This is a genomic window from Streptomyces sp. NPDC045956 (assembly GCF_056430705.1).
In genome coordinates this window covers 547,364-573,143 of the sequence record NZ_JBWKKZ010000002.1, presented here as the reverse complement: position 1 = coordinate 573,143, position 25,780 = coordinate 547,364, and the positions used below count along the sequence as shown (strand labels likewise).

The following is a 25,780-nucleotide window of genomic DNA, read 5'->3' as shown; positions in this document are numbered from 1 at the left end:
CGCCGGGCGGGACGTCAGCGGCAGAAGCCGTACGCCTGCTCCAGCCACCGGCGCAGTGCCTCGTGCACGTCTCCGGGCAGTTCGCTGAGCCGGGCGACGGCGGCCCGGTCCCCGGGGGAGGGCGCGATGCCCGCCGCCGTCAGGAGGGCGAGCAGGTCGAGGCGCCGCAGGTCGACGGGGTCGATGCCGCAGGGCACCCGCCGCGCGGGATCGGGCGGCGGGAGCAGGAAGTCGCCCTGGGTGTCCCGGGAGCGCGGGCGGGTCGGGTCGGTGGCGGTCGAGGCAGTCATCGTGTGCATACCGCGGTCCTCCGCAGGTGGGGTCGCCGTTCTTGACCCCAGGAGACACCGGGGCGGCCGCGGCGGTTGCGGACCGCGCCCACTGCCACCCGGCGGATGCAATCGGCGTCTTGTCGCACGAACCGGCCCGGCGGGGGCGCTGGGCCGTACGAGTGGTGCGTTCACCGGGCCGGCCGTACGGTCGGTACGGGAAGGAGAGCGGAGCCGAGCGATCCCGAGACCGACTGCTGGGAGCAGACATGGGCAGCAAACCGATGAGGACCGCGGTCACGCTCTGTGCCGCCGCCGCGCTCGCCGTACCCCTGGGCACGGCCTCCGCCGCACCGTCCGGGGAACGCACGTCACAGCAGTCGCGGGACCCGGTGCTCGTCGACTGCTCCTCGCGGCCCGACGTACGGCCCGGGACGTTCGTGCTCGCCTGCGGTGACGGCAACAGCCGCCTGGTCTCGATGCAGTGGTCCCGGTGGGACGCGCAGGCCGCGGTGGGCCGGGGCACCAACGCCGTCAACGACTGCGTCCCCTACTGCGCCGAGGGCACGTTCCACTCCTATCCCGTGACCGTCCGGCTGGACCAGCCGCGGGCCTGGGAGAAGGACCCGGGCGAGCGGCACTACACCCGGATGACCCTGACCTACACCGACGGCCGGCCGGCCGGGTCCCCCGGCACGGTGACCTACCCCCTGTGGGACTGAGGCCCGGCGGTCAGTCCGGGAGCGCCAGCCGGCAGGTGTCGCCCGGCTGGAGGCGTACCGCGCGGTCCGGCAGCCGGACGTCGATCGGCAGGCGGCCGGAGGACGGCACGGCGATCTCCAGCCGACCGTGCTCCAGCCGCAGCCGCACGCCCCAGTGGCCCTGGTAGCGGATGGAGAACCCGTACGACGACAGTTCCGGCAGGGGCACCGGGTCCAGCCACAGGGCGCCGGAGCGGGTCTCCAGTCCGGTCAGGCCGCGCTGGACGAGGTCGAGGGTGCCCGCCATGGCCCCGAGGTGGATGCCCTCGCCGGTGGTGCCGCCCTGGAGGTCGGCGACGTCGCCCTTGAGCGCTTCCTGGCAGTACGTCCACGCCTCGGCGCGGCGGGCCCGGGCCAGGATCCAGCCGTGGACGAGTCCGCTGAGGGTGGAGCCGTGGCTGGTGCGGGCCAGGTAGTAGTCGACGGTGCGCTGCCACGTCCGCTCGTCCAGGCGGTACCCCAACCTCTCGAAGAGGGAGCGCAGTTCGGTCGGGGAGAACAGGTAGCCGAGCATCAGGACGTCGGCCTGCTTGGACGCCTGGTAGTGGTTGACGCTGTCGTTCTCGGCCTCCAGCAGGCGGTCCAGGCGCCGGATGTCGCCGTACCGCTCGCGGTAGCCCCGCCAGTCGAGTTCGGCGAGGTCGCCGTACCCCTCGAACTGGCTGACCACGCCTTCGTGGAAGGGGACGTGGAGGGTGCGGGAGACGTTCTCCCACTGTTCGAGTTCGCCGTCGTCCAGGACGGTCCGCTCGACGAGTTCGCGGCGGCGCGGTTCGGGCAGGTCGTTCAGCACTTCCAGGGTGCGGGTCAGTACCCAGGCGGCCGTGACGTTGGTGTACGCGTTGTCGTCGAGGCCGGGAGCGGCGGCCCCGGGGTAGGCCTCGTGGTACTCGTCGGGACCGACGACGCCGCGGATGCGGTGCCGTCCGAGGTGCTCGTCCCAGGTGGCGGAGTCCGCCCAGAAGCGCGCGATCTGCAGCAGCGTCTCGGCACCCTTGGTGTGCAGGAACTCGGCGTCGCCGCTGGCCTCGCAGTACTGCCACACGTTGTAGGCGATGGCCGAACCCACGTGGTGCTGGAGGTGGGAGTGGTCGGGGAGCCAGCGGCCCGAGCGCGGATTGAGGTGCAGTTGCTGGGTCTCCTCGCGCCCGTCGCTGCCGCTCTGCCAGGGGTACAGCGCGCCGCGTCTGCCGATCGCGCGGGCGGCGGCGCGGGCGCGTTCCAGGCGCCGGTGCCGGTAGTGGAGCAGGGCCCGGGACACCTCGGGGAAGTGCAGGTTGAGGTAGGGCAGGACGAACAGTTCGTCCCAGAAGACGTGTCCGCGGTAGGCCTCCCCGTGCAGCCCCCGCGCCGGCACGCCGACGTCGAGGTCGGCGGTGTGCGGCGAGAGGGTCTGCAGCACGTGGAAGAGATGCAGGCGCAGGATGCTGCCGGCCTCGCCGGGTACGTCGAGTTCGGCGCGGCGCCACAGCTGGCCCCAGGCCGTGCGGTGCGACACCAGCAGCTCGTCGAAGCCGGGGGCGTCGGCGACCCGGTCGAGGGCGGCCTGCAAGGGGTCGCTGATCGCCGGGTCGCGCGAGGTGTGCAGGGCCACGATCTTGTCGACGGTGACCGTGCGCCCCGGTTCCGGCCGCAGGGTGGTGCGCTGGGCCACGCGCAGGTGTTCGCGGGCCGGGGTGACGGGCGCGTCGGCCGTCGTGCGGGCCGCCATGCCGATCCGGATGTCGGAGGTGCGGGTGCGGCAGCGCAGCCACACCGTGTCGTCGCCGCCCGTCCCGGTGTGCACGTGGGTCAGGTGGCGGCCCTCCAGGTCCCGGTAGCGGGGCACCCCCGAGTTGGTGACGCCGCCGTCGAGTGCCGCCTCCACCTCGATCTCCGCCGCCCCGGTGTCCACCGTGAACTCGGTGCGCAGGGCGGCGAGGTGCGGGTCCCCCATGTGCACCATGCGCAGCTGGCGCACGGACAGCACGCGCCCCTGGCCGATGCCGAGGTGCGTACGGCGCTCCAGCACTCCCGAGTCCAGGTGGACGGTCTGGCGGTGGTCGAGCACCTCGGCGGTGTCCGGCGTGAGCCAGTCCCCGCCGGCCACCCTGAAGCGCAGCGGCAGCCAGTTGGGGAGGTTGACCATTTCCTCGTTCTCCACCCGCCCCGCCTCGAGCCCGGCGACGGTGGAGGTGAGCCGGTTGTAGCAGCCGGCCACGTAGGTGCCCGGGTAGTGCACGTCGTCCGCCACGCACTCGGGCAGCGCGCCCCGCGTGGCGAAGTAGCCGTTGCCGAGCGTGCACAGCGACTCGCGCAGCCGCTCCTGCGCCGGGTCGTAGTGGTCGTAGTCCCAGGTCGAGGGAGTGGCGGTCACCGTGGGTCGTCCCAGGACCAGTCGGCGACCTCGGGCAGGTCGACGCCGTGTTCGCGGATCCAGTCGTGGTGGCGCAGCCGGGCGTCCTCCATCCGCTGCCGGACGGCCGCCGCGCGCACGGCGAGGCCGGGGACGCGGTCGATGACGTCCATGACGAGGCGGTAGCGGTCCATGTCGTTGCCGAGCACCATGTCGAAGGGCGTGGTGGTGGTCCCGATCTCCTTGTAGCCGCGTACGTGGAGGTGGGCGTGGCCGGTGCGCCGGTAGGCGAGCCGGTGGATCAGCCAGGGGTAGCCGTGGTAGGCGAAGACGACCGGCTTGTCGGCGGTGAACAGCCCGTCGTACTCGAAGTCGCTCATGCCGTGCGGGTGTTCCCCGCTGGGCAGCAGCCGGGCGATGTCGACGACGTTCACGACGCGCAGGGTGAGGTCCGGCAGGTGGCGGCGGATCAGCTGGGCCGCGGCCAGTACCTCCTGGGTCGGCACGTCGCCGGCGCAGGCGAGCACGACGTCGGGTTCGCGGCTGCCGTCCTCGGTGCCCGCCCATTCCCAGATGCCGGCGCCGCGTGCGCAGTGCACCCGGGCCTCCTCCAGGGACAGCCAGTCGAAGCAGGGCTGCTTGCCGGCGACGATCACGTTGACGTAGTCGCGGCTGCGCAGGGCGTGGTCGGCGACGGAGAGCAGGGTGTTGGCGTCCGGCGGCAGGTAGACCCGGACGGCTTCGGGGCTCTTGTTGAGGATGTGGTCGACGAAGCCGGGGTCCTGGTGGGAGAAGCCGTTGTGGTCCTGGCGCCAGACGTGGGAGGTGAGCAGGTAGTTCAGGGAGGCGATGGGGGCGCGCCAGGGCAGGCGCCGGGTCACCCTGAGCCACTTGATGTGCTGGTTGACCATCGAGTCGACGATGTGGACGAAGGCCTCGTAGCAGGAGAACAGCCCGTGCCGGCCGGTGAGGAGGTAGCCCTCCAGCCAGCCCTGGCAGGTGTGCTCGGAGAGGATCTCCATCACGCGCCCGTGCCGGTCGAGGTCCTCGTCGACGGGGAGCGTCCGCTCCTGCCACGCCTTGCCGCTGGCGGCGTAGACCGCCTGGAGGCGGTTGGAGGCGGTCTCGTCGGGGCCGACGAGGCGGAAGTCGCGGCGGTCGGCGGTCGCGTCCATGACGTCCCGCAGCAGGTCGCCCAGGACGCGGGTGGGTTCGTGCGTGCTCGCGCCGGGCCGGTCCACGGGAACGGCGTACTTCTCCAGCGGCGGCAGGGGCAGCTCGCGCAGGAGCAGCCCGCCGTTGGCGAAGGGGGTGGCGCCCAGGCGGCGGGCGCCGTGGGGCACGCAGGCCAGGGTGGCGGGCCGGGGGCTCCCGGTGTCGTCGAACAGTTCCTCGGGGCGGTAGGAGCGCAGCCACTGCTCCAGCAGCCGCAGGTGCTGCGGGTCGGTCCGCACGGCGGACAGGGGGACCTGGTGGGCGCGCCAGGTGTTCTCGACGGGCAGGCCGTCGACCTCCGCCGGGCCGGTCCAGCCCTTGGGCGTACGCAGCACGATCATCGGCCAGCGGGGGCGCTCCCCGGCGCCCTCCTCGCGGGCGGCCCGCTGGATGGCGGCGATGCGGTCGAGGGCGGTGTCCATGGCGCGCGCCATCGCACGGTGGACGGCGTCCGGTTCGTCACCGGTGACGTGGAGGGGGTCGTGGCCGTAGCCGCGCAGCAGGTCGTCGAGTTCGGCCTCGGGGAGGCGGGCGAGCACCGTCGGGTTGGCGATCTTGTATCCGTTGAGGTGCAGGATCGGCAGGACGGCGCCGTCGTTCACCGGGTCGAGGAACTTGTTGGAGTGCCAGGATGTGGCCAGCGGGCCCGTCTCGGCCTCGCCGTCGCCGATCACGCAGGCGACCACCAGGTCGGGGCGGTCGAAGGCGGCCCCGTAGGCGTGCGAGAGCGCGTACCCCAGTTCACCGCCCTCGTGGATCGAGCCCGGCGTCTCGGGCGCGACATGACTGGGGACGCCACCGGGGAACGAGAACTGCCTGAACAGCCGTGCCATGCCGGCCGCGTCCCGGGTGACGTCCGGGTAGGTCTCGGTGTACGAACCCTCCAGCCAGGAGTTGGCCAGGACCGCGGGCCCGCCGTGGCCCGGGCCCCAGACGCACAGGGCGTCCAGCTCGCGGGCCTTGATCACCCGGTTGAGGTGGGTGTGGACCAGGTTGAGGCCGGGCGAGGTGCCCCAGTGGCCCAGCAGGCGCGGCTTGACGTGCTCGGGGCGCAGGGGCTCGGTCAGCAGGGGGTTGGCCATGAGGTAGATCTGGCCGACGGAGAGGTAGTTCGCGGCGCGCCAGTGGGCGTCCAGGCCGGCGAGCTCCTCGTCCGTGAGCGCGGCGGGCGCCTGCTGGGTGTCGTCGGACATCCGGGGTCCTTTCCGTTGCGGGACGGCGGTCGGGCCGGCATGGACCGGGGTGTCCCCCGCCCATCCCAACCCCGCGCGAAGCGCTCGGGTACCCGACAGGGCCGTTCGGGTCACGTGGCCGTCGCCTCAGGTGCCGGTGCCGGCCCCGGCGGGTCGCGGGGGCTGCTCGCCCGGCCCGTGCTCCTCCCGCCCCGGGTCCCGTGTGCGCACGAACGGCACGGCCGTCACCGGCGCCGACCCCGGAGGCGGCCGTGTCGACGGGCCGCCTACCCCGGCTTCCGGGCCGTACGCCGGTTCGGCGCCGGTGGTACGCGGGACCGGCCGCGGCCCGGTCCCCCGCCCCCAGGAGGGCACCCGGGCCAATTTTGCATGTCGTGCATCTTTGCATACCATGCAACTTATGTCGGAGAAAGGTAGCGCGGGGGGCGGTCTGCGCGAGCGGAAGAAGCGGGCCACACGGGTCGCGCTCACCGAGGCCGCGGTGCGCCTGGCCGCCGAGCACGGCGCGGAGAAGGTCACCGTGGAGGCGATCAGCGCCGCGGCCGGAGTGTCGGTGCGGACCTTCTTCAACTACTTCGACACCCGCGACGACGTCTTCGTCCTGACCGGCGCCGACACCAGCGCGCACGTGCGCCGGGCGCTGCTCGCCGCACCGGCCGGACTCACCCCGCTCGAAGCACTGCGCGACGCCCTGGCGGCGGAGCTGGCCGAGGCCGAGCAGCAGCACGAGCTGTGGCGCCTGCACGGACAGGTGCTGCGCGCCGCGCCGCACCTCTTCGTGCGCAGTCTCGGCGCACACATGGCGGACGAGACCGAACTCGCCGAAGCCATCGCCGAACGGATGCGCTCGGTCACCGGCGCCCCGGGCGACACACCCGGCGACACCCAGGGCCCACCGGCCGGCTCCGACGAGGAGCGGCGGCAGGCGCTGGACCTCTACCCCCGGCTGCTGGCCGCGGTGGCGGTCACCGCCGTCCGGGTCAGCATCGACCACTGGTGCGCCCGCCCGGAGGTCCGTGCCTTCCGCGACGTGTTCCAGGAGGTGTTCACCCTCCTCGCCGCCGGGCTGCCGGCGCCGCCCGCCTGACCACCGCACCGGCCGCACGGCTTCCCAGCCGACGCCGTGCCGCCGTCCCTCGTCCGATCCGCGCGCTCCGGAGCCGAGCCCTGCCCGGCCCGCGCCGATCACCCACACACCCCTGTCGAAAGAGAAGTCGTGACCGCAGCTCAGGCGCCCGCCGACGCGCCTCCCACCTCCATGAACCAACGGCAGATACTCCAGGCCATGTCCGGCCTGATGGCCGGCATGTTCGTCGCCATCCTGGCGGGCACCGTCGTGTCCAACGCACTGCCGACGATCATCGCCGACCTGGGCGCCAGCCAGTCCTCCTACACCTGGGTCGTCACCGCCGAACTCCTGGCGATGACCGCGACCGTGCCCCTGTGGGGCAAGCTGTCCGACCTCTTCAACAAGAAGCTGCTGCTCCAGGCGTCCCTGGGCATGTTCGTGGTCGGCTCGCTGCTGGCGGGCTTCTCGCACGACACGACGCTGCTGATCTTCAGCCGGGTCGTGCAGGGCATCGGCGCGGGTGGTCTCACCGCGCTCGCGCAGGTCGTGATGGCCGCCATCATCCCGCCCCGGGAGCTGGGCAAGTACTCCGGCATCTTCGGTGCCGTCTTCGCCGTCGGTACGGTGGCCGGACCGCTCATCGGCGGTGTGCTGGTCGACACCGACTGGCTGGGCTGGCGCTGGTGCTTCTTCATCGGCGTGCCGTTCGCGCTGCTGGCCATCCTCCTGTTGCAGCGCACGCTGAAGCTGCCCACGGTCAAGCGCCAGGTGAAGATCGACTGGCTCGGGGCCTTCCTGATCGTCGCCGGTGTCTGCGCGCTGCTCATCTGGGTCTCGCTGGCCGGCAACCAGTTCGACTGGGCGTCCTGGCAGACCGCCGCGCTCGTGATCGGCGGCGTGCTGCTGCTGGGCCTGGCCGTCCTCGTCGAGGCCCGCACCGACGAGCCCGTCATCCCGCTCGACATCTTCAAGAACCGCACGGTCACCCTGACCACCGTCGCCAGCCTCCTGGTCGGTGTCGCCATGTTCGGCGGGACCGTCTTCCTCTCGCAGTACTTCCAGGTCTCCCTCGGCAAGTCACCGACCGTCGCGGGCCTGATGAGCCTGCCGATGATCCTGGGCCTGCTGGTGTCCTCGACCGTCGCCGGACAGCTGATCAGCCGCACCGGCAAGTGGAAGAGCTACCTGGTCGCGGGCGCGGTCGTCATGACCGTCGGTCTCGCGCTGCTCTCCCTGATCGACGCCGACACCCACTTCGGTCTGCTCAGCCTCTACATGGCCGTCCTCGGCGTCGGCGTCGGCATGCTGATGCAGAACCTGGTGCTCGCCGCGCAGAACGACGTGCCCGCGGCCGAGCTGGGCGCCGCGACCTCCGTGCTGTCCTTCTTCCGCAGCATGGGCGGCACCATCGGCACCAGTGTGCTCGGCGCCATCCTGGCCAACCGGGTCGCGAGCGAGATGACCAAGGGCCTGGAGAAGGCGGGTGCCGCCGGAGCGGCCGAGGGCGGCTCGGGCGGTGGCGCGCACAGCGTCCCGGACATGAGCACGCTCCCCGCCCCGATGCGCGAGATCGTGCAGCACGCCTACGGTGTGGCCACCGCCGACCTGTTCCTGGTCGCCACGCCCTTCGCTCTGCTCGCGCTCGTCGCCGTGGTCTTCATCAAGGAGAAGCCGCTGAAGACCACCAGCGGCATGGAGCGCCTGGCCGAGGAGGCCGGCGAGGCCGTCCTGGGCGCCCCCGTCGGCGTCCCCGGGCAGCGCTCGGGTGACACCGCGTCGAAGGCGGACAGCGGACCGGCGTCCCCGGTCGGCTGACCCGTCCGAGCACCACCCGGCACCGCCTGCGAGGGGCCGTCCACCACAACCCGGTGGGCGGCCCCTCGTGCACCCGGCGCAGCAGTCCCGCGCGACCGCACCGGCCCGTGGCAGGGCGCCGCGGCCGTCAGATGCCGAACGGTGCCGCGTAGCGGACGGTGCCGGCGGGCAGCGGGTGACCGGTGTCCAGCGTGAGGGCCATGAGGGCCTCGTCCGGGACGTCGAAGGTCACGCGGATGCCGTGCGCGGAGGCCCGGCCGAAGCCGAACCGGGGGTAGTACTCGGGATGCCCCAGCACGACGACATGGTGCTCCCCCCGGCGCCCGGCGGCGTCCAGCGCGGCCCGCACGGCCGCCGAGCCGGCGCCGCCGCGCTGCCGCCCGGGCCGGACGGCGACAGGTGCGAGGCAGAGCGCCGGGCTGTCGCCGATGTGGCAGCGGGTCAGCAGGGCGTGGCCCACGGGACGGTCCTCGTCGTCCACGGCGACGAGGGACAGTCCCTCGATCCACGCCTCGGGGTCGGCACGCAGCGCGTCGACGAGGTCGGCCTCCTCCGGAGTGGGGAAGGCGGCACGGACGAGGTCACGGACGGCGGGTACGTCGGCGTCGGTCTCGGCGCGGGTGGTCCAGGTACGGGACATGGCGGAGGAGGGTTCCCTTTCCGGGTGCGGTCGTCGGGGGGTGCGGGCGGGTCGCGACCTCATCCTGTCCCCCGCTCCCGTCGTCCGCGGGAGCGGGGGCCTCGCGGGAGCGGGGGCCTCGCGGGAGCGGGGGCCTCGCGGGAGCGGGCCCCGGGTCAGAGGAACCGGCGGATGGGCTGGACGGAAAGCTCCCGGGCCCGCTGGGCGACGGAGCGTCTCTTCCACCGGTCCGCCCGGATCAGTTCGCTGACCTCCAGGTCCGCGGCGAAGTGCCGGTCGAGGGTCGCGGTGAACTCCTGGTCCAGCACGGCGAGCATGACCTCCTCGTCGTGGTCGAGCGAGCGGCGGTTGAAGTTCGTGGAACCGATCAGGGCGGCGACCCGGTCGACGGTGACCACCTTGGCGTGCATCATCGTCGGCTGGTACTGGTAGATCTTCACCCCGCACGCGGTGAGGTCCTCGTAGAAGTGCTGTCCGGCCAGCTGGCAGACCCGTTTGTCCGTGTACGGACCCGGCAGCACGATCTCCACCTCGACCCCGCGCCGCGCCGTGGCGCACAGCAGCTCGACGAAGTACGCGTCGGGCGAGAAGTAGGCGGTGGCGAGACGGACGCGTTCCTCCGCCGACTCCAGCATCACGCGGATCAGCGTCTGCATGTCCTGCCAGCCGAAACTGGCCGAGCCGCGCACCACCTGCACGATGGAACCGCCCTGGGGGCGGTGCTCGACGAACCGGTCGCGGTCGTCGAACAGCTCGTCGTGGCACTCGGCCCAGTTCTGCGCGAAGGCCGCGGCGATGCCGTCCACCGCGGGGCCGCGCACCTCGACGTGCGTGTCGCGCCACTCCTGCGGGTTGCGGGCGTCGCCGCACCACTCCTCCGCGATCCCCACCCCGCCGGTGAAGGCGGTCTCCTCGTCCACGACGAGGACCTTGCGGTGACAGCGGTGGTTCTGCTTGAGCGGCGAGAGGTACAGCGGCTTGCGGAACCAGGCCACCTGCACCCCGGCCCGCTCCATCGTGCGCAACTGCTCCGCCTCGATCAGCCGGCTGCCGAACCCGTCCAGCAGCAGCCTCACCCGTACCCCGGCACGGGCCCGCTCCGCCAGGGCCTCGGCGAACCGGCGGGCGATGTCGCCCTTCCAGTACACGAAGGTCATCATGTCGACCGTGTGCTCGGCGCGGTGGATCCCGGCCAGCATGGCGGTGAATATCTCGTCCCCGTTGCGGAGCGCGGTCAGCGAGTTGCCCTCGGTCGCCGCGATTCCGATCAGGCGCTCCAGACGGCGCCGTATGCGCGTGACGCGTTCCTCGGCCGACGTCGACGGTGCGTCCCGCACCGCAAGGGTCGGCCCGGTCAGCTCCGGCGGTTCCTGTGTACTGCTCATGGCTCCCCTCGCCGGATCACGACGACAGACCCGCGGGCCGCCGCGCCCGGTCCGGCACGGGCTGAGCGGCGAGCAGACTTTACCCCCGCTCGGCGGAACCATGCTGTCCGGCCACGGATCGCGGCAGGTACCGGCCGGGCGACCGGGGCGGCCGGTGACCACCGGGGCGGGCGGACGACGTTCCCGCGGCTCCGGAGGGCCGGCTGTTAGAGTGGGAGGGACGTTGATCGTCTGTCGAAACGTCTCCCGGGCCCTCCGCCGAGCCGGACCCCCGGGTGCTTTCGGGTCGTGCATCGAGGAGTCGCAGACATGGTGGGTGAAGACGACATCTCCGGGTGATACCCGGGTCCGAACGGCCATGCGGGCGCACGGAAGCGCCGCCGCGGTGGCCTCGTCGTCGTCCCCTCCCCCGCTCTGCCCCGGGCAGCCTTCTGCCGCTGCCCTCGTCTCCACGAGGTCGTCTCCATGTCCGACGCCGCCGTCCGCTGTTCCCACCTGTCCTTCGCCTGGCCCGACGACACCCCTGTCTTCGAGGACCTGTCCTTCACCGTCGGCACCGGCCGTACGGGTCTCGTCGCCCCCAACGGCTCCGGGAAGAGCACGCTGCTCAAACTGATCGCCGGGGAGCTACGGCCCGGCACCGGGACCGTGTCGGTCTCCGGGACCCTCGGCCATCTGCCGCAGACCCTCCCGCTGACCGGTGACCTCACGGTGGCCGAGGTACTGGGCGTCGCCGCCGTGATCCGCGCCATCGACGCGGTCGAGTCCGGGGACGTGGCCGAGGAGCACTTCACGACCATCGGCGACGCGTGGGACGTCGAGGAACGCACCCGCGCCCAGCTCGACCGCCTCGGCCTGGACGACCTCACCCTGGACCGGAGCCTGGGCACGCTCAGCGGAGGGCAGGTCGTCTCCCTCGGGCTCGCCGCCCAGCTGCTGAAGCGGCCGGACGTGCTGCTCCTCGACGAGCCCACCAACAACCTCGACCTGGCGGCCCGGCACAGGCTGTACGACGTGCTGGCGGACTACAACGGCTGTCTGCTGCTGGTCAGCCACGACCGTGCGCTGCTCGACCGCATGGACCGCATCGCCGAACTCGGCCGCGACGAACTGCGCCTCCACGGAGGCAACTTCACCCAGTACGAAGCGGCGGTCCGCGCCGAGCAGGAGGTGGCCGAGAAGAACGTCCGCAACGCCGAGCAGGAGCTGAAGCGGGAGAAGCGGGAGATGCAGCAGGCCCGCGAGCGCGCCGAGCGCCGGGCGAGCAACGCCGCCCGCAACCTGAAGAACGCCGGTCTCCCCCGCATCTTCGCCGGCACCATGAAACGAGGAGCCCAGGAGTCCGCGGGCCGGGCGGGGCAGACCCACTCCCACCGGGTCGGCGAGGCGCGGGCACGGCTCGACGAGGCGGAGCGCTCGCTCCGCGACGAGCAGCGCATCACCCTGGACCTGCCGGAGACCCACGTGCCCGCCGGACGCAACCTCTTCCTCGGACAGGGACTGCGGATCCGGCTCGGCGACCGGGAGGTGTTCCCGGGCGAGGGCCTCGACCTGACCGTACGGGGACCCGAGCGCATCGCGCTGACCGGCCCCAACGGTGCCGGCAAGAGCACGCTGCTGCGACTGGTCGACGGCGACCTGGAACCGGCGGCCGGCGAGGTCAAGCGGGCCGACGGGCGCGTCGCGTACCTCTCCCAGCGGCTGGACCTGCTGGACCCCGGGCTGACGGTCGCCGAGAACTTCACCGCGTACGCCCCGCACCGGCCCGAGGCCGAGCGGATGAACCTGCTGGCCCGCTTCCTCTTCCGCGGTGCCGGCGCCCATCTGCCGGTCGGCCTCCTGTCGGGCGGCGAGCGGCTGCGGGCCACGCTCGCCTGCGTCCTGTGCGCCGAACCCGCCCCGCACCTGCTGCTCCTGGACGAGCCGACCAACAACCTGGACCTGGTCAGCGTCGGTCAGTTGGAGAGCGCACTCAACTCCTACCAGGGCGCCTTCGTGGTGGTCAGCCACGACCAGCGGTTCCTCCGCGAGATCGGTGTCGGCCGTTGGCTGCGGCTGGCCGACGGCGAGCTGACGGAGACCGGGGCGCCCGAGGCGTGAGCCGCGGCGGGGTGGCGTTCCTTGCGGCGTGCGGGTGCGGGGCGGCAGGCTTCGGGGGTGGCCACTTTGCTGATCGTGCATCACACGCCCTCGCCGAACTGCCAGGCGATGCTGGAATCCGTCGTCTCCGGGGCGACCGCCCCCGAGATCGAGGGGGTACGGGTGGTCCGGCGCGCGGCACTGGCGGCCACCGCGGTCGACGTGCTGGAGGCCGACGGCTACCTGCTCGGCACCCCGGCCAACCTGGGCTACATGTCCGGGGCGCTGAAGCACTTCTTCGACCAGGTCTACTACCCGTGCCTGGACGGGACGCGGGGCCGGCCGTTCGGCTTCTACGTGCACGGCGGCAGCGACACCACCGGCGCGGTGCGCGCCATCGAGTCGGTCACCACGGGACTCGGCTGGCAGCGTGCCGCCCCGGCGGTGAGCGTGGCCGGTGAGCCCGGCAAGGCCGACCTGGAGGCCTGCTGGGAACTGGGGGCCACCCTCGCCGCCGGACTGACGGACGACTGACGCGGGCCGGTCCCGGCTCGGCGGGTCGAAGGTCCTCCCGTGCGCCGGTCAGAGGGGCGTCGCGGCACGGAGGATGAGGAACATCGTCACGGCGGCGTTCGCCGACGACATCGCCGACGCGGCGGCTCCGGCGGCCGCGGCCCAGGCCGCCAGGCCCACCGAGGTGAACAGCGAGGGCCAGGTGCGGGCCGCGGGGGCGGGTCCCAGCAGGGCCGCCACCCGGCGAGGGACGGGGCCGGGCGCGGCGAGACCGGCGAGGGTGGCGACCGGGCCGCCGCGGGAGACCAGGGCCGCCTTGCCGATCGCGGTCGCCACCGCGCGGCGGTCGCCGACCACCCGCGCGGCCGCCTCGTCCGCCCACCGCTCCGCCGTGTAGGCCACGGCGGTCCGCAACGGCCGCAGGAACGGGTTGGCCAGCGCGGCGAGCCGGACGGCGAGCAGGAAGCGGTGGTGCCGGGCGGTCAGGTGGGCCCGCTCGTGGGCGAACAGCGCGCGGCGTTCGGCCGGTTCGAGACGGTCGAGCAGCGCCCTGCTGACCACCACGCGGTCCCGGCGGCCGCCGGGCAGGGCGTACGCGTAGGGCATGTCGTCGGGGAGCACGGCCACCGCGGTGCCCGGCAGTCCCTCCAGCGCGCGGTGCGCGCGGCGGCGGACCCGGCCGTGCCGCCACAGGGCACGCGCCGAGGCCAGCACCACCGCGCACAGCGCGGGGATCGCCGCCTTGCCGACGACCTCGTCGTACGGCACCGCCGCCCGCACCTCGGGATCGGACCAGCCGTCGGGCAGGGGGTTGCCGGGCAGCTGCGCGGTGCCGACCACCATCACCAGTGCCAGGCACACCGTGCTGCACAGCGCCATCACCGCGGCCACGGCGGTGAGCAGCCGGGTCGCGGTCCGCGGGTGCAGGTGCTGTTCGGCCAGCCGGGCGATCGGCCAGGCCGTCAGGGGCAGGACCAGCGGCAGGAAGACGAAGACCCCCATGCGGCGTCAGCCGTCCCCCGCGTCGCGGGCCTGCCTGAGCAGCTCGCGCAGCAACCGCTCGTCGTCCGGGTCGAGGCCGGTGACGAAGCTGGCCAGCACGGCTTCGCGGTCGCTCTCGGCGTCGAGGACCTTGCGCATCTTCCGCGCGGCGAGGCCCGCCTGGTCCGCGGGTGTCCAGGCGAAGGACCGGCCCGCGCGCTCCCGGCTGACCGCGCCCTTCTCCAGGAGCCGGGTGAGGATCGTGATCACCGTGGTGTAGGCGAGGTCGCCGCCGAGGTGCTCCTGCACCCAGCCGGCCGTCGCGGGGCCGTCCGCCTCGCGCAGCGCCGACAGCACCAGCGCCTCCAGCTCGCCCTGCCCCCGCCGCCGCGGACGCCGGTCATCCGTCACTGCCCCGCCTCCTTCCGCCGCAGTCCCCGTCCGGGGCGCCATCGTATAGAGGCGACGGACCACCGTGCGCCACCCGGACCCTTTCCGTCGCTCTCGGGGCTCTGCCGGCCCCCGCGCAGGTCAGTGGTGGCCGCCGCAGCAGCCGTCCGCCGTGCCCGCGGCGGGTTCGGGGCCGAGGCGGCAGAAGCAGGAGGCCTCGACCGGCACGTCCGCCAGCGCGGTGGCCAGCTTCAGCTGCTGGGCCACGATCCGCGCCTCCCCCTCTTTGCCGAGGCGCACCAGGCACTCGTGGTACCCGTGCAGGGCCCAGACGTTGCCGGGGTGTTGCAGGGCACGGGGCAGGGTGTCGTCCAGACCCAGGTCGGCCCGGTAGACCGCCTCGGCCTCCTCGACCCGGCCCTGGTCGAGGAGCAGGGCGCCGTAGGCGTGCCGGGTGGGCTGCATCCAGCCCCACGGTTCGTCGTACGGGAGGCTGTCGTCCAGTGCGATCGACCGCTCCAGGGCGGCGAAGGCGGCGGCGTGGTCGCCCTTGCGGTACTCCAGCTCGCCGTCGAGCATGGCGGAGGCGATGGCGAGGATGTCGGCGCAGGTGTTGTTGAACAGGGTGCGCGAGTCGGGTACACGGGCGACCGCCTCGCGGAACAGCCTGCGTTCGATCTCCGCCCGGTCGATCTCGCCGGTGGCCGAGAGGGCGACTCCGCGGGCGTAGTGGAGCATCGCCGTCGTCACGCAGTACAGGCGCGGGTCGGCGGGCAGCGGCAGCCGGAGGATGTCCGCCCAGCGGCCGAACCGGATCAGGACGTGCACCCGCATGGCGAGGAAGCCCTCCAGCCAGTCGGCCATCGGCGGGCTCTCGACGCGCAGCAGTTCCTCGGGGACGGACGCCTCCAGCTGCTCGGTGGTGTCCAGGGCGACCGCGTACCGGCCGAGGAACATCGCGCCGTAGATCTTGAAGTGGTGGTTGTGTGCGCGGTAGAGCGTGTAGAAGTTCATGGCGCCGGCCCGGGCGCGGTACTTCTCGTCGGCGGCGACGGCGGCGGTGTTGTCCGACACCACGCGCCGGTAGTCGCCGCACAGCACCTCCAGGTGGGAGGGCATGTGGAGGAGGTGCCCGGCGTCGGGGACGAGCCCGCGCAGCCGGTCGGCGACGGTGAGGGCGGCCTCGGGGGTGGGGGACATCTCCATCAGGTGGATGTAGAGGTGCACGATCCCCGGGTGCTCCGGTCCCCCCTCGGCGGCCAGGGCCCGGTCGAGCACCTCCTTCGCCTCCAGGGTGCGGGCGCCCTCGGCCGGACGGCCGGTGCGCAGGTCCCACAGCTGCCAGGGGGTCAGGTTCATGAGGGCGTCGGCGTAGAGGGTGGCCACGTCCAGGTCGTGGGGGGCCAGTGCGTGGACGGCGCGCATGCTGTCGGCGTACGGCGGGTTCCACACCGCGCAGTCGTCGACGGCGCGCGCCTGCGGGTAGCGGGCGCGCAGGGCTCCGATCAGCGCGCGTTCCACCGGGGTGGCCCGATCCGCTTTCCGGTGGGCCAGCTCGACGGCGGCGTGGGTGCGGTCGACGGTCCTGGTCAGCTCCTCGGCGTCGAAGGCCTCCCACGGCTTGTTGTAGTTCGGGCCGAGGGCGTAGGCGATGCCCCAGTGGGCCATGGCGCAGTCCGGGTCGGCCTCGGCGGCAGCCTCGAAGCAGGCGACGGCCTCCTCGTGGTGGAAGGCGTACGTCCACACCAGCCCGCGGTCGAACCATCGCTGGGCCTCGGGGGACGAGGTCGTCACGGGGCGGCCGTGGCTGCCGAGGTCGTAGTAGTCCATGCGGGGACGTATACCGCACTCCGGGCCGGTCGCGGAGTACTACGCGCGACGGTCACACCGACCGGTGTCCCCGCCGGACGCGGGGCGCCCGGCGGGGGTGGGGTCGCGCGGGAGGGGCTGGCCGCGCGGGTGGGCGCCCTGTCCGTGCGGTACGTGCTGCCCGACCGCCTCGGCGCGGTGCCCGTCGACCGGATCGCGCAGCTGCGGACCCGGTACGAGGCGGAGTCCCGCGCCTCTTGCAGATCAACGACGGCGAGGTGGACGTCTTCGACGCCACCGGCAACCTGCTGCGCTCGGGACGGGGCACCCTCGGCCGGGTCGGGAGGTCAGGCAGGCTCGGGATCGAGGCCGAGAGCGGGGCCGGTGTCCTGTCCGCCCCAGCCCTGCGGGGTGCGCCACAGGACGTGGACGCCGAAGACGGCGTGGACGGCGGCCGGCGACCAGTCTTCGGCGGGTGGCTGGGACAGCACCAGGTAGAGGCGGTCGGCGACCGTCGGCAGGGTGTGGTTGATCTCGCGGAGGCGGGCCGCTCCCGAGCGGAGGTCGGGGTACGTGCAGAGGCCGGCGCCCAGGACTTCGTAGAGGAAGTGGCCGTGCTCGGTGGTGCAGTCGACGTCGACGACCGGTGAGTCGGCCTTCGGCTGCCGGTCGGCCCGCAGGAGGGCCGCCATCAGTTCGAAGCGCACGGCCTCGTGGGTCTTGCAGGTGCGTTCGGTCGCGGTCGAGGTCTCCAGGAACCGGAGCAGGTCCGTGCTCGGCCCGGCCGTCGGTTCGGGCGTCAGGGCGGGCACCGGCGCGGACGTCGGGGCGACGGTGCCGGCGGTGGTGCTGGGCATGGGGTGGTTCTCCTCCGGCTCGGGCTGGTCGGGCTGCTGCGGCGGTGTGGGCGGTGCAAGCGGTTCGGTTCCCCTGGACGGTGCGGGATCGACGGGTGGCGTGGCGGTGGTGTCCCGGTTCCCGTCCGCCGGGCCGTCGGCGGCTTCGGCCGCGATGCGCTGTTCCAGCGTCCGGCGTGCCTCGGTCAGGGCCTCGGACCAGCCGCTGCGCCGAAGTTCCGCCCGGAACCGGTCCAGGTCGGGGGTGTCCGAGGCGAGCGCGCGGTTGGTGTTCGCGGCGAGGTCCCGCAGCAGGGCCAGGCGGTCCCGGTCCGGGGAGCCCAGGACGCGCCAGACGTCCAGCCAGTCGTGCTGGTCCAGGCGCAGGCAGCGGTTGGCCATGCCCTTGAGTTCCGAGAGCCGGGCCCGGGCGTCGGATGGGACGTTTCCGTCGGCCAGTTCTCCGACCACGGTGAGCGCGTCCACGTACCGCTCGGCCATGGTGGACGAGATGGGCCTGCGTCCGCGTTCATCGGTGGTGACGAAGGTGACGTTGGAGGTGTGGCGCAGGACCCAGGCGTCCATCTCCGCCCCGGCCCCGGGAGGGGCGGAGCCGTGGCGTACGGCCAGGAGCAGGGGGCGGTCGGTGGCGGGCGAGACCGCCTCGACCTTGTAGTTGCCGCCGGTGGTGTGGCCGACGACGCGGACCCTGATGTCGGTGCCGATCTCGAGGGTGTTCCCCGCCGGTGAGGCCTCCGGTCCGGCGGTGCTGTCGGCGCCCTTGCCGGTGCCGGTGGACTGATGTTCCACGAGGTCCGCGGTACCGGTACTCGTGAGGGCCTTCGGGAGCGGCGCGGTGTGCAGGACGGTCAGGCTCTGGGTGCTGCGGGTCAGCGCGATGTAGAGCTGGCGCAGGCCGGCCGGGCCGCGGGCGGCGATGATGGCGGGTTCGACCACGAGGACGTGGTCGTACTCCATGCCCTTGGCCTGGGCGGCGGCCAGTACGGACACCGCCGCGCGTTCCTGCTGCGTGAGGCCGTCCGCCTCGTCGAGGTGGCGGGCGATCTCGTCGAGCCAGCCGGAGTCGTCGGGCACGATGACGGCCACCGAGCGCAGGGTCTGCCCGTCGCTGCTGCCGAGCAGGCGGACGGCCTGGGCGACGGTGTCGTCCAGGAGCCGCCACGGCTCGGTCGCAATGGTGCGTACGGCGTCGTCGCCGGCTTCGCGCACCGCCTGCGGGTACGGCAGCGAGGGGGCGATCGTACGGGCCAGCGGCGCGACGAACTCCATGATCTCGGCGGGCACGCGGTAGCTGGTGGTCAGTTCGGCGACACGCCAGTCGCCGTGGTCGGACAGCAGGGTGCCCAGTTCCTCCCAGTCCCGGTGCTCGCGCGGACCGGTGGCCTGGGCGAGGTCGCCGAGGACGGTCATGGAACCGCCCCGCGCGACGCGTCGGCGCAGGGTGCGGGCCTGCATGGGGGTCAGGTCCTGGGCCTCGTCGACGACGATGTGGCCGTAGCGGCGCGGGGTCTCGCCGGTGATGAGGTACCGGAGTTCCTCCAGCAGGACCAGGTCGTCCAGGGTCCACGGGTCACCGTCGGCGGTGGCGGCGCGGGGGCGGTGCAGGGCGGCCTGCTCCTCGTCGTCGAGGGCTCCGGCGCCGCAAGTGCGCAGCAGTTCGGGCGAGTCGTAGAGGCTGCGCAGGGCCTCCAGGGCTCCGGGCGAGGGCCAGACGCGGTCGAGGAGGCGTTCGACCTTGCGGTTGCGTTCCAGGCTGCGGCGGATCGTGCCGTCCGCACCGCGGCGTGGGGCGACGGCGACGAGTTCGGCCAGGAGGCGGTCGACGAGCTGGTTGCGGAAGCGGTCGCGCCGCTCGCGGTAGGCACCTTCACCGCCGCGCGCCTCGTCGAGGAGGGCGAGGACCCCGGAGCGCGGTACGCGCAGGGTGGTGCTGCCGGCGGTGACGGTGAACGCCGGCTCGTCGCCCTCGAAGGAGGGAACGGTGAGGAGGGCGTCGAGGGCCTCGGGGCGGCACTCGTGCTCGACCCGTCGGCGCAGGACGGTCGCCATGCGCTCGTCGGACTTCACCAGCCGCACCCGCGGGGTGTCGGTGCCGAGGACCTCGCCCTCCCACAGGCGGGTCAGCTGGACGGCGTTGACATCGCGGGTGCCCAGGGTGGGCAGCACGTGGCCGACGTAGTCGAGGAACCGCTGGTGGGGGCCGATGACGAGGATGTCCGAGGCCGTGAAGTGCTCGTTGTTGACCAGCCAGGTCACGCGGTGCAGGCCGACGGCGGACTTGCCGGTGCCCGGCCCGCCCTGCACGACGAGGATGTCGGTCGGCGAGCCCGTGACCAGGGCCATCTGGTCACGGCGGATCGTCTCCACGATGTCCCGCATCCGGCCGCCGCGCGAGCGCTGCAGCTCGCGCAGGAGGAAGTCGTCCGGCCGCGGGGGCCTGCGGCGCTGGACACGGGCGACGTCGGCAGGCGTGCGGGCCGGCTGACGCTCCCGCTCCTCGCGCCGCGCGATGCCCGGCCGCCCGGTCGTCGGGAGATCGTCGGCGGCGGGCCTCGGCGTGGGGACGAGGCCCGTAGGGGGCAGGGCCTCGGGAGCTGCGTCGGCGGCGGCTTCGGGAACGGTTCCGAGGGCGTTCTCGGGCGCTGCGCCCGGGACGGCTTCGGGAACGGTGCCAGGTAGTGCTCCGGGCACGGCGATCTCATCCGAGTAGTCCTCGACGACACGCTCAGCGCAGCGCAGCCGCCGCCGTAGAACCACGTCGCCCGGCGCCTCCTGCTGCGCCTCCAGCCACTTGGTGGCCATACCGCTGGTCCAGAGCACGACGACGGTGTCGCGGGTCCGGACGTCGGAGACCGGACGCCGGCCGACGTACCAGGGCCGGGGCTCGCCGCCGGGTTCCTCCGGCGCGTCGACGCGGGCGAAGACCAGCGACTCGCCTCCGAGGTTGCCGTAGGCCGCGGCCCGCTGCTCCGTGTCCTTCCGGTTCGCGATGCCGTCCTTGCCGGTGGCCGACGCCGTGGCGACCCCCGTGCCGCTCATCTCGGCCAGCCGCGCCTCGTAGCAGGCGTACGCGTGGTCCACCGCCCTCTGTTCGAGGGCGATGACGTCGTCGCGTGTGGTGGTGCTCATGTGCTTTCCCTCCCTCGCGACGCCCCGCAGGACGTCACTACGGGCGTACGCCCGTCCCCAGCGACATGACTATCAGAGACCGGACGGTGACAAACAGTCCGGGGCACACTTCAGAGGGCCTACGTGGTCAGCGACGGATGGGGATCACTTCCACCTCGGCGTGCATGGCCCGCAGTCGCCGGGCCGCGTTCAGGAGCGAGACCTGGGCGAAGGCGAAGAGGGAGTCGACGGTGACGTCCTGCCCGTCCTTGAGGAGGATGCCGAACACCACGCGGAGAACTCCGAGGTCCTCCGGAACACTGTCGGCTCCGGCTCGTGCGGCGACCTGCTTGCGGAACTTCTCGCGCACCTCGAGGTCGGTCCGGAGCGTCTCGACGGCGACCACTCCCTGCGCGAAGAGGTGGTTGAGGGAGGCGGTCTGCGACGCCTTCTTCACGCAGATCAGCTCGCCCTCCGGCCCGAGGACGTCACAGATTTCGAGGCCGCCGCCGTTGAACCGGTCGGTGACAATGGTCTTTTTGTCGAACAGCGTGTAGCCCGGCTGCTGGGCGACCTTCTTGTCGTTGTACCAGGCCTCGTCGTGGGGGTCCCGCCCCTTCGCGTCGGGTACGCCCTTCGGCCACGGCGGCAGGGTCACCGTTCCCCTCCGCGCGAGGAGCTCCCGCAGTTCCTCCTCCAGCGTCTGCAGGAACTCGGCGCCGACCTCGTACCACTTCCCCTGGCCGTAGAAGTAGCGGTGCGCATCGACGGGAACGTCTGCGATGAGCCACTCGGAACCTCTGGTGGCGGAGCTCGCGGGAGTCCGGCAGTCGTCGTCGGCGTACAGCGTGACGCGCACCTCTCCCAGCGCCTTCAACCGGTCGCCTTCGTCCTCGTCCCTGACGAACCTCAGCAGGGCGGACAGGTTGAGGTCGGTCACCTCCTCGCGGCCGTGGTTCGGCCTGGTGAGCCGGAACGCCTGGGCGGACCCGAACGCCTCCAGGCAGGATTCCGGAACACTGACCGCGAGGCGAGGACTCTCCGGATCCGCGAGCAGCCTCTCCAGGGCTCCCTTCGCCTCCTCCGCCTTGCGGCCGGAGGGGGCGAGGGTGCGCACCCGGTCGACGAACCGCAGCTCGGGGAGGGCGTCGGGGCGGGCGCAGATCTCCTCGATCGCCCGCAGATCGCTGAGGAAGTCCTCGGGCCTGGTTGCCAGGGGCAGCTTGATGGTCGACGCCGCGCACTCCACCTTGACCTGGTGGGCCTTCCCATTGCGTACGGACGTCAGGGGGATGCCGCTGACGGTGCCGCACAGGCGCCTGACGATCGCGCCGATACGGTCGAGGCCGAAGCCGTCGATGCGCTCCCCGCGGGCAACCGAGTACTCGTCGACCCGTCCCCGACCATCCATGATCTGGTTGCGGACCTTGATGACGCCGTCCTCGTCGAGGCTGCGTGTGGCGAACTCCAGTCCGAAGTCGTCGTCGCGGTGGGACGGGTCGAGCATGTGGTGGCCCACGCCGTAGCTGAGGGCGTAGAGGCCCCGCTCGGTCCGCATCACGATGAGACCGGCGGCGGAGTGGCTGCGCTCGCTGACCTCGAGGCCGGTGATGGCCTCGACCGCGGTGCACCAGTCGGCCCGCTCGCGGGGGACTCCCCCGGTGACCAGCAGGCCTTCGATGCCCTCCGCCGTGAAGTCCCGCACCGTGTGGTCGGGGCTCTCGAGGTAGCGGTCCCGGACCAGGTCACGGAGGCCGACGGCCTCTCCCCGGGGCACCCTGAGGCGGTGGAGCGTCGACTTCCGAGTGGTGTGCTTGCGCTGCTGCGTGTTGCTCATGGCACAGCCCTTTCGTACGAGGGTAAGAGTGGGTGGTGCTCGGTCATGTGCGAGTTCCTCGGTGCTTCGGCCGAGTCCGGGTCAGTCGCCGAGCGTGAACTCAAGTTCTGCGGCCCGCAGTTCGTGCTCGTCCTGGCCGATGCGATGTCGTCGGCCGTGAAGGGGAAGGTGCAGCCGCCCCCGGCTCTCTCGCCGAGGACGTGGAAGCCGGCGGCGACCACGGTTCCGTCCGCGGCGGTGCCGTTGCCCTGGCGCCGAGGCCGATGTCGGAGCGGCCGCCTATCCGGTCGTAGAACGTGCCGCCTCTTCGGGCAGGCCCACGTCGGCATCGGCGAGCGGCGCGTTCAAGGCAGGGACGGCGGTGGCGTCAGCCGGCCTTCTCCCACTTCTGACAGCCGTTCGTCTCGAAGTACTCGCCCTTGTTGAGGGTCACCCGGCCCTGACCCTCGAGGTTCGCGTTGGCGATGATCGCGCCGAACTCGCCCGAGGCGTCCTTCAGCCGGGCCCAGTAGCAGTTGGGCATGATGCTGTCGTCCTGGGGGCCGGCCGTCTTGTACGTGCCGGCCTGGACGTCCTCGCCCACCAGGTACTGGCCGTCCCCGTCGAAGCTGCTCGGGGGACCCGGCTTCTTCGTCGGCTTGGGCGTGGCGGTCACGGTCTCCTTGACCGTCTCGGTGACGGTGACCGCCGGCTTCGGCGCGTCCGCGCCCTTCTCGGCGGGCGCGGTCTCCGTGACGGTTGCCGCCGGAGCGGACCTCGAGGCGTCCGCCGCGCCGTCGGCCTCCCCACTGCCGCCTATCGCGGCACCGAGGATCAGCGCGACGAACGCCGTCGCCCCGTGGGTGAGCCACGCCTTGCGGCGCGAGGGCTTGCCTCCGGTGGGTGGCATGCCCTGGTCAGACGGCGGGGCGAACGCGGGCGGCCGCCCGGCCCCGGCCGGCATCGGGTGCGGGCCGGCGGCCCAACCGGGGAGGGGCCCGGTGTACTGACCGGTGCCCTGGCCAGAGCCCGGGCGTGCACTCGGACCAGTGGGTCCGGACGACTGGGAAGCGGGCGGGAACGAGGGCGTGTCGGTCATGGTGGGACCTCCGTACGGAACGTGGTGCGGTGAGCGGAGCCCAAAGGTGCACCTGATCCGATTCGGAGACTCTCGATTTATCTGGTAACCCGGGTTATCAGGCCGATCGGGAGCACGATGTACCCCTCGCTGTAATGTTCTGCCTGCCGTGAGACCGGGCGATCCACCCGGGAGCGGCTATGAGGAACAGGCCCGACGCAGAGGGGGGACGGGGTCGAGTGACCACCGCACGCGAAGCCGTACCGCCCATCGTGCCCGAAACGCCGGCCTGGCGGATCACTTATGCCGAGATCGCCGCCCTCGCCCAAGTACGGCGGCCCGTTCCCACCACCTGGAGTCGCCGGCACCCGGACTTTCCGGCGCCCGTCGATCACGTGGACGGCCGGCCCTTGTTCGACGGGCGTGCGATCGTCGACTGGCTGACGTCGACCGGTCACGGCAATGCCGATGCCCGCCGCCTTCGCGCGGAGCTGGCCCTGCACACCCTCGCCGCCTGGCGTACGCCCAATCTGCCGGGTCCCGCCCTGGTGGGGGCGCTGACCGCCTTGATCTGTCTGCGCCAGCAGCTCGACGCGCCCTTCTCCGGCCAGGACTGGGGCGGGCTGCTGGCCCGGGCCGCCGACCTGGACCCGGAGGACCAGTTCCTGTTGTCGGAGCTGCGCGCCGTACCCGGCGCCCCGGATGACCACACCGGCGGCTCCATGGGCCCTGAGGGGTCCACGGGTCCCGCAGACACCATGGGCTCGGCACTGGCCACCCTCGCCGACGAGCTGACCGAGGCCGCCTACACCCCTGCCGAGGCCTTCGACTGGGTGCTGGAGGCCCGCCGACGCCTCGGCTCCCATGACCCGGCCGCCGATGATCCCGCCCCGGCCGTCGTCCGTGTGCTGGCCGCCCTGGGCGGGGTGGAGGACCTGGACGAGGAGTCCGTCCTCGCCACCCCCTACGCCCGCACCGGCGACCTCCTCGCCGCGCTGCACACCCTGGCGCCGGAGGGTTCCGGCCACACCTACCTGGCCTGCGATCCCGACCCGGCCCGGGTCCGGCTCGTACGCCGTCGGATGCTGGTACGCGGGGTGTACGAGTTCCAGCTCGACGTCACCGAGGGTGACGAACTGGCTGCCTCCGTCGACGTGTGGGGCGACCCGCACCTGTTGGTCTGCGTCCTGCCGTACGAGGCCGCGGAGGTCCGTGACCCGGTGACGGTTCTGGACCGGATACAGGCGCTCACCGACTACCTCGGCACCGGCTCCACGGCCGTGGTCCTCGGCCCCGCCGACGTCCTCGTAGACCCGTTGCCCCGGCACGACGAGGCCGACCGCCTGCGCCGCTCCTTCCTCCGCCCCGGCCTGCTCAAGGCCGCGATCGGCCTCCCCGAGGGGGTACTCCCCTACCGCCCCGGCTACCGCAGCGCCGTGTGGGTCCTGTCCCGCACGGAGCAGGAGGAGCGCACGGGCCTCGTCCTCCTCGCCGATCTCTCCGCGCGCCCGTTGACCGAGCCGGTCCTCGACGCGCTCGCGGAGGACATCGCCATCTGGCGCGCTTCGGGCTGGCGCGGCGACCGCAGGCACGAGCCCCGCCACGCCGTCGTCGTCCCCGCGAAGGACCTCAACGACCGCCCGGGCACCCCCTTCAGCCCGCAACACCGCCCGCACAAGTCCCGCTACACGCGCGGCGTCATAGAGCGGCCGGCCCGCATCAGCGGCCTGGAGCGACGCCTGATCGAGCTCCACGAGCACTCCTCGGCGAGCCACCGCGCCGACCTGCGCGCGGCGCTGCGCATTCAGGCCGTACTGCGCTCCGAGGACCAGCAGCCGCCCCGGCGCACCACCGTACGGCGCCTCGTCGAGCAGCGCCGGCTGCGCCGCCGCCCCGGCCACCGGATCGCCCCCGAGCACATCGCGGCCGAGGGCCACCACACGGTGCTCACCCCCGAGGAGATCCTGGGCATCGCGCGCCCGGGCGGCCGCCGTATCGACCGCGGTTTACTGCTCACCGCATACGACCACGCCGAGTTCACCGAGCCGGGCGACCTCGTCGTCACCGCGAACCCGCGCTTCGGTGTCTGCGTCGACGAGGACGGCCTGTCCGTGGTCGCCGCTCCAGGCCGCGTCCTGCGGGTACGGCCTGACGCCGATCCCCCGGTCTTCCCCCGGGTGCTGGCCGCGCTGCTACGTGCGGCGGCCGCCGAGTACGCGCGCACCAGCGGGGCCGTACGGGCCTCCCGGGGCATCGAGGACCTCCTCGTCCCGGACCTGGGGTGGGAGGAGGCCGAGCGCTTCGACGCCCTGCTGGCCGAGGTCGAGGGCAGGGCGGCCCTCCTGCGGGAGCAGTGCGCGGCTCTGGACGATCTGGCCCGTACGGCCGCCGCCGGCGTGGCCGACGGCACGTTGACCTTCCAGGACCTTGCCGGTCCCGGCACCGACGACCGAACCGCATGACCGAC

17 protein-coding genes are annotated in these 25,780 nt (G+C 72.9%); 6 read left to right on the top strand and 11 right to left on the bottom strand.

What is annotated here, in order from left to right:
• Positions 1-14: 14 nt before the first annotated feature.
• Positions 15-299, bottom strand: coding sequence for a hypothetical protein (locus tag AC07FV_RS08290; RefSeq protein ID WP_479085560.1), 285 nt, complete (start codon positions 297-299; stop codon positions 15-17).
• Between the two features lie 239 nt (positions 300-538).
• Between AC07FV_RS08290 and AC07FV_RS08285 the strand changes: the two genes are divergently transcribed.
• Positions 539-991 carry a hypothetical protein gene (locus tag AC07FV_RS08285; RefSeq protein ID WP_356604779.1) on the top strand — a complete coding sequence of 151 codons (453 nt, stop codon included), beginning with the start codon at positions 539-541 and terminating at the stop codon, positions 989-991.
• A 10-nt stretch (positions 992-1,001) separates the two neighbouring features.
• Here the strand turns inward: AC07FV_RS08285 and AC07FV_RS08280 are convergent, their stop codons facing one another.
• Both AC07FV_RS08280 and AC07FV_RS08275 read right to left on the bottom strand, forming a co-directional pair.
• Positions 1,002-3,386 (bottom strand): glycoside hydrolase family 65 protein, encoded by a 2,385-nt coding sequence (locus AC07FV_RS08280; RefSeq protein ID WP_479085559.1) that lies wholly within the window; start codon positions 3,384-3,386, stop codon positions 1,002-1,004.
• Positions 3,383-5,773 (bottom strand): phosphoketolase family protein, encoded by a 2,391-nt coding sequence (locus AC07FV_RS08275; protein ID WP_479085557.1) that lies wholly within the window; start codon positions 5,771-5,773, stop codon positions 3,383-3,385. The genes AC07FV_RS08280 and AC07FV_RS08275 overlap by 4 nt, the downstream gene beginning before the upstream one ends.
• 391 nt (positions 5,774-6,164) lie before the next feature.
• Here AC07FV_RS08275 and AC07FV_RS08270 point away from each other — a divergent pair, with 391 nt between their 5' ends.
• Positions 6,165-6,860, top strand: coding sequence for a TetR/AcrR family transcriptional regulator (locus AC07FV_RS08270; RefSeq protein ID WP_479085556.1), 696 nt, complete (start codon positions 6,165-6,167; stop codon positions 6,858-6,860).
• Between the two features lie 171 nt (positions 6,861-7,031).
• Positions 7,032-8,657, top strand: a complete 1,626-nt coding sequence (locus AC07FV_RS08265; protein WP_479085786.1) for an MDR family MFS transporter — start codon at positions 7,032-7,034, stop codon at positions 8,655-8,657.
• 127 nt (positions 8,658-8,784) lie between these two features.
• Here AC07FV_RS08265 and AC07FV_RS08260 read toward each other — a convergent pair whose 3' ends face one another.
• Together AC07FV_RS08260 and AC07FV_RS08255 are read right to left on the bottom strand one after the other, a co-directional pair.
• Entirely contained in the window at positions 8,785-9,297 is a 513-nt protein-coding gene (locus tag AC07FV_RS08260; RefSeq protein ID WP_479085554.1) for a GNAT family N-acetyltransferase, read from the bottom strand.
• A gap of 155 nt (positions 9,298-9,452) precedes the next feature.
• Complete coding sequence (locus AC07FV_RS08255; protein ID WP_479085552.1) at positions 9,453-10,682, bottom strand: phospholipase D-like domain-containing protein; 1,230 nt, start codon at positions 10,680-10,682, stop codon at positions 9,453-9,455.
• Between the two features lie 465 nt (positions 10,683-11,147).
• Between AC07FV_RS08255 and abc-f the strand changes: the two genes are divergently transcribed.
• Together abc-f and AC07FV_RS08245 are read left to right on the top strand one after the other, a co-directional pair.
• Entirely contained in the window at positions 11,148-12,782 is a 1,635-nt protein-coding gene (abc-f, locus tag AC07FV_RS08250) for a ribosomal protection-like ABC-F family protein (RefSeq protein WP_479085551.1), read from the top strand.
• A 57-nt stretch (positions 12,783-12,839) separates the two neighbouring features.
• Positions 12,840-13,295, top strand: a complete 456-nt coding sequence (locus AC07FV_RS08245) for a flavodoxin family protein (protein ID WP_479085549.1) — start codon at positions 12,840-12,842, stop codon at positions 13,293-13,295.
• Between the two features lie 48 nt (positions 13,296-13,343).
• Here AC07FV_RS08245 and AC07FV_RS08240 read toward each other — a convergent pair whose 3' ends face one another.
• From AC07FV_RS08240 to AC07FV_RS08215, 6 genes are all read right to left on the bottom strand, one after another.
• Complete coding sequence (locus AC07FV_RS08240) at positions 13,344-14,276, bottom strand: M56 family metallopeptidase (RefSeq protein ID WP_479085548.1); 933 nt, start codon at positions 14,274-14,276, stop codon at positions 13,344-13,346.
• A gap of 6 nt (positions 14,277-14,282) precedes the next feature.
• Positions 14,283-14,708, bottom strand: coding sequence for a BlaI/MecI/CopY family transcriptional regulator (locus tag AC07FV_RS08235; protein ID WP_391970707.1), 426 nt, complete (start codon positions 14,706-14,708; stop codon positions 14,283-14,285).
• A 78-nt stretch (positions 14,709-14,786) separates the two neighbouring features.
• Positions 14,787-16,475 (bottom strand): tetratricopeptide repeat protein, encoded by a 1,689-nt coding sequence (locus AC07FV_RS08230; RefSeq protein WP_479085546.1) that lies wholly within the window; start codon positions 16,473-16,475, stop codon positions 14,787-14,789.
• A gap of 326 nt (positions 16,476-16,801) precedes the next feature.
• Entirely contained in the window at positions 16,802-20,440 is a 3,639-nt protein-coding gene (locus AC07FV_RS08225) for a HelD family protein (protein WP_479085545.1), read from the bottom strand.
• Between the two features lie 127 nt (positions 20,441-20,567).
• A complete protein-coding gene (locus tag AC07FV_RS08220; RefSeq protein ID WP_479085543.1) occupies positions 20,568-22,256 on the bottom strand; it encodes a DUF6119 family protein in 1,689 nt (562 codons plus the stop codon).
• A 367-nt stretch (positions 22,257-22,623) separates the two neighbouring features.
• Positions 22,624-23,145 (bottom strand): hypothetical protein, encoded by a 522-nt coding sequence (locus AC07FV_RS08215; RefSeq protein WP_479085542.1) that lies wholly within the window; start codon positions 23,143-23,145, stop codon positions 22,624-22,626.
• 407 nt (positions 23,146-23,552) lie between these two features.
• Between AC07FV_RS08215 and AC07FV_RS08210 the strand changes: the two genes are divergently transcribed.
• Positions 23,553-25,775: a hypothetical protein gene (locus AC07FV_RS08210; RefSeq protein ID WP_479085541.1), complete on the top strand. Its 2,223-nt coding sequence runs from the start codon at positions 23,553-23,555 to the stop codon at positions 25,773-25,775.
• The last annotated feature ends 5 nt before the right edge of the window (positions 25,776-25,780 follow it).

Bases quoted from the DNA above. Each gene is read 5' to 3' on its own strand.
- AC07FV_RS08235 (WP_391970707.1), bottom strand. From the start codon at position 14,708: ATGGCGCCCCGGACGGGGACTGCGGCGGAAGGAGGCGGGGCAGTGACG.
- AC07FV_RS08260 (WP_479085554.1), bottom strand. From the start codon at position 9,297: ATGTCCCGTACCTGGACCACCCGCGCCGAGACCGACGCCGACGTACCC.
- AC07FV_RS08225 (WP_479085545.1), bottom strand. From the start codon at position 20,440: ATGAGCACCACCACACGCGACGACGTCATCGCCCTCGAACAGAGGGCG.
- AC07FV_RS08230 (WP_479085546.1), bottom strand. From the start codon at position 16,475: ATGGACTACTACGACCTCGGCAGCCACGGCCGCCCCGTGACGACCTCG.
- AC07FV_RS08265 (WP_479085786.1), top strand. From the start codon at position 7,032: ATGAACCAACGGCAGATACTCCAGGCCATGTCCGGCCTGATGGCCGGC.
- abc-f (WP_479085551.1), top strand. From the start codon at position 11,148: ATGTCCGACGCCGCCGTCCGCTGTTCCCACCTGTCCTTCGCCTGGCCC.
- AC07FV_RS08275 (WP_479085557.1), bottom strand. From the start codon at position 5,773: ATGTCCGACGACACCCAGCAGGCGCCCGCCGCGCTCACGGACGAGGAG.
- AC07FV_RS08290 (WP_479085560.1), bottom strand. From the start codon at position 299: ATGCACACGATGACTGCCTCGACCGCCACCGACCCGACCCGCCCGCGC.
- AC07FV_RS08285 (WP_356604779.1), top strand. From the start codon at position 539: ATGGGCAGCAAACCGATGAGGACCGCGGTCACGCTCTGTGCCGCCGCC.
- AC07FV_RS08220 (WP_479085543.1), bottom strand. From the start codon at position 22,256: ATGAGCAACACGCAGCAGCGCAAGCACACCACTCGGAAGTCGACGCTC.
- AC07FV_RS08215 (WP_479085542.1), bottom strand. From the start codon at position 23,145: ATGCCACCCACCGGAGGCAAGCCCTCGCGCCGCAAGGCGTGGCTCACC.
- AC07FV_RS08255 (WP_479085552.1), bottom strand. From the start codon at position 10,682: ATGAGCAGTACACAGGAACCGCCGGAGCTGACCGGGCCGACCCTTGCG.
- AC07FV_RS08240 (WP_479085548.1), bottom strand. From the start codon at position 14,276: ATGGGGGTCTTCGTCTTCCTGCCGCTGGTCCTGCCCCTGACGGCCTGG.
- AC07FV_RS08270 (WP_479085556.1), top strand. From the start codon at position 6,165: ATGCAACTTATGTCGGAGAAAGGTAGCGCGGGGGGCGGTCTGCGCGAG.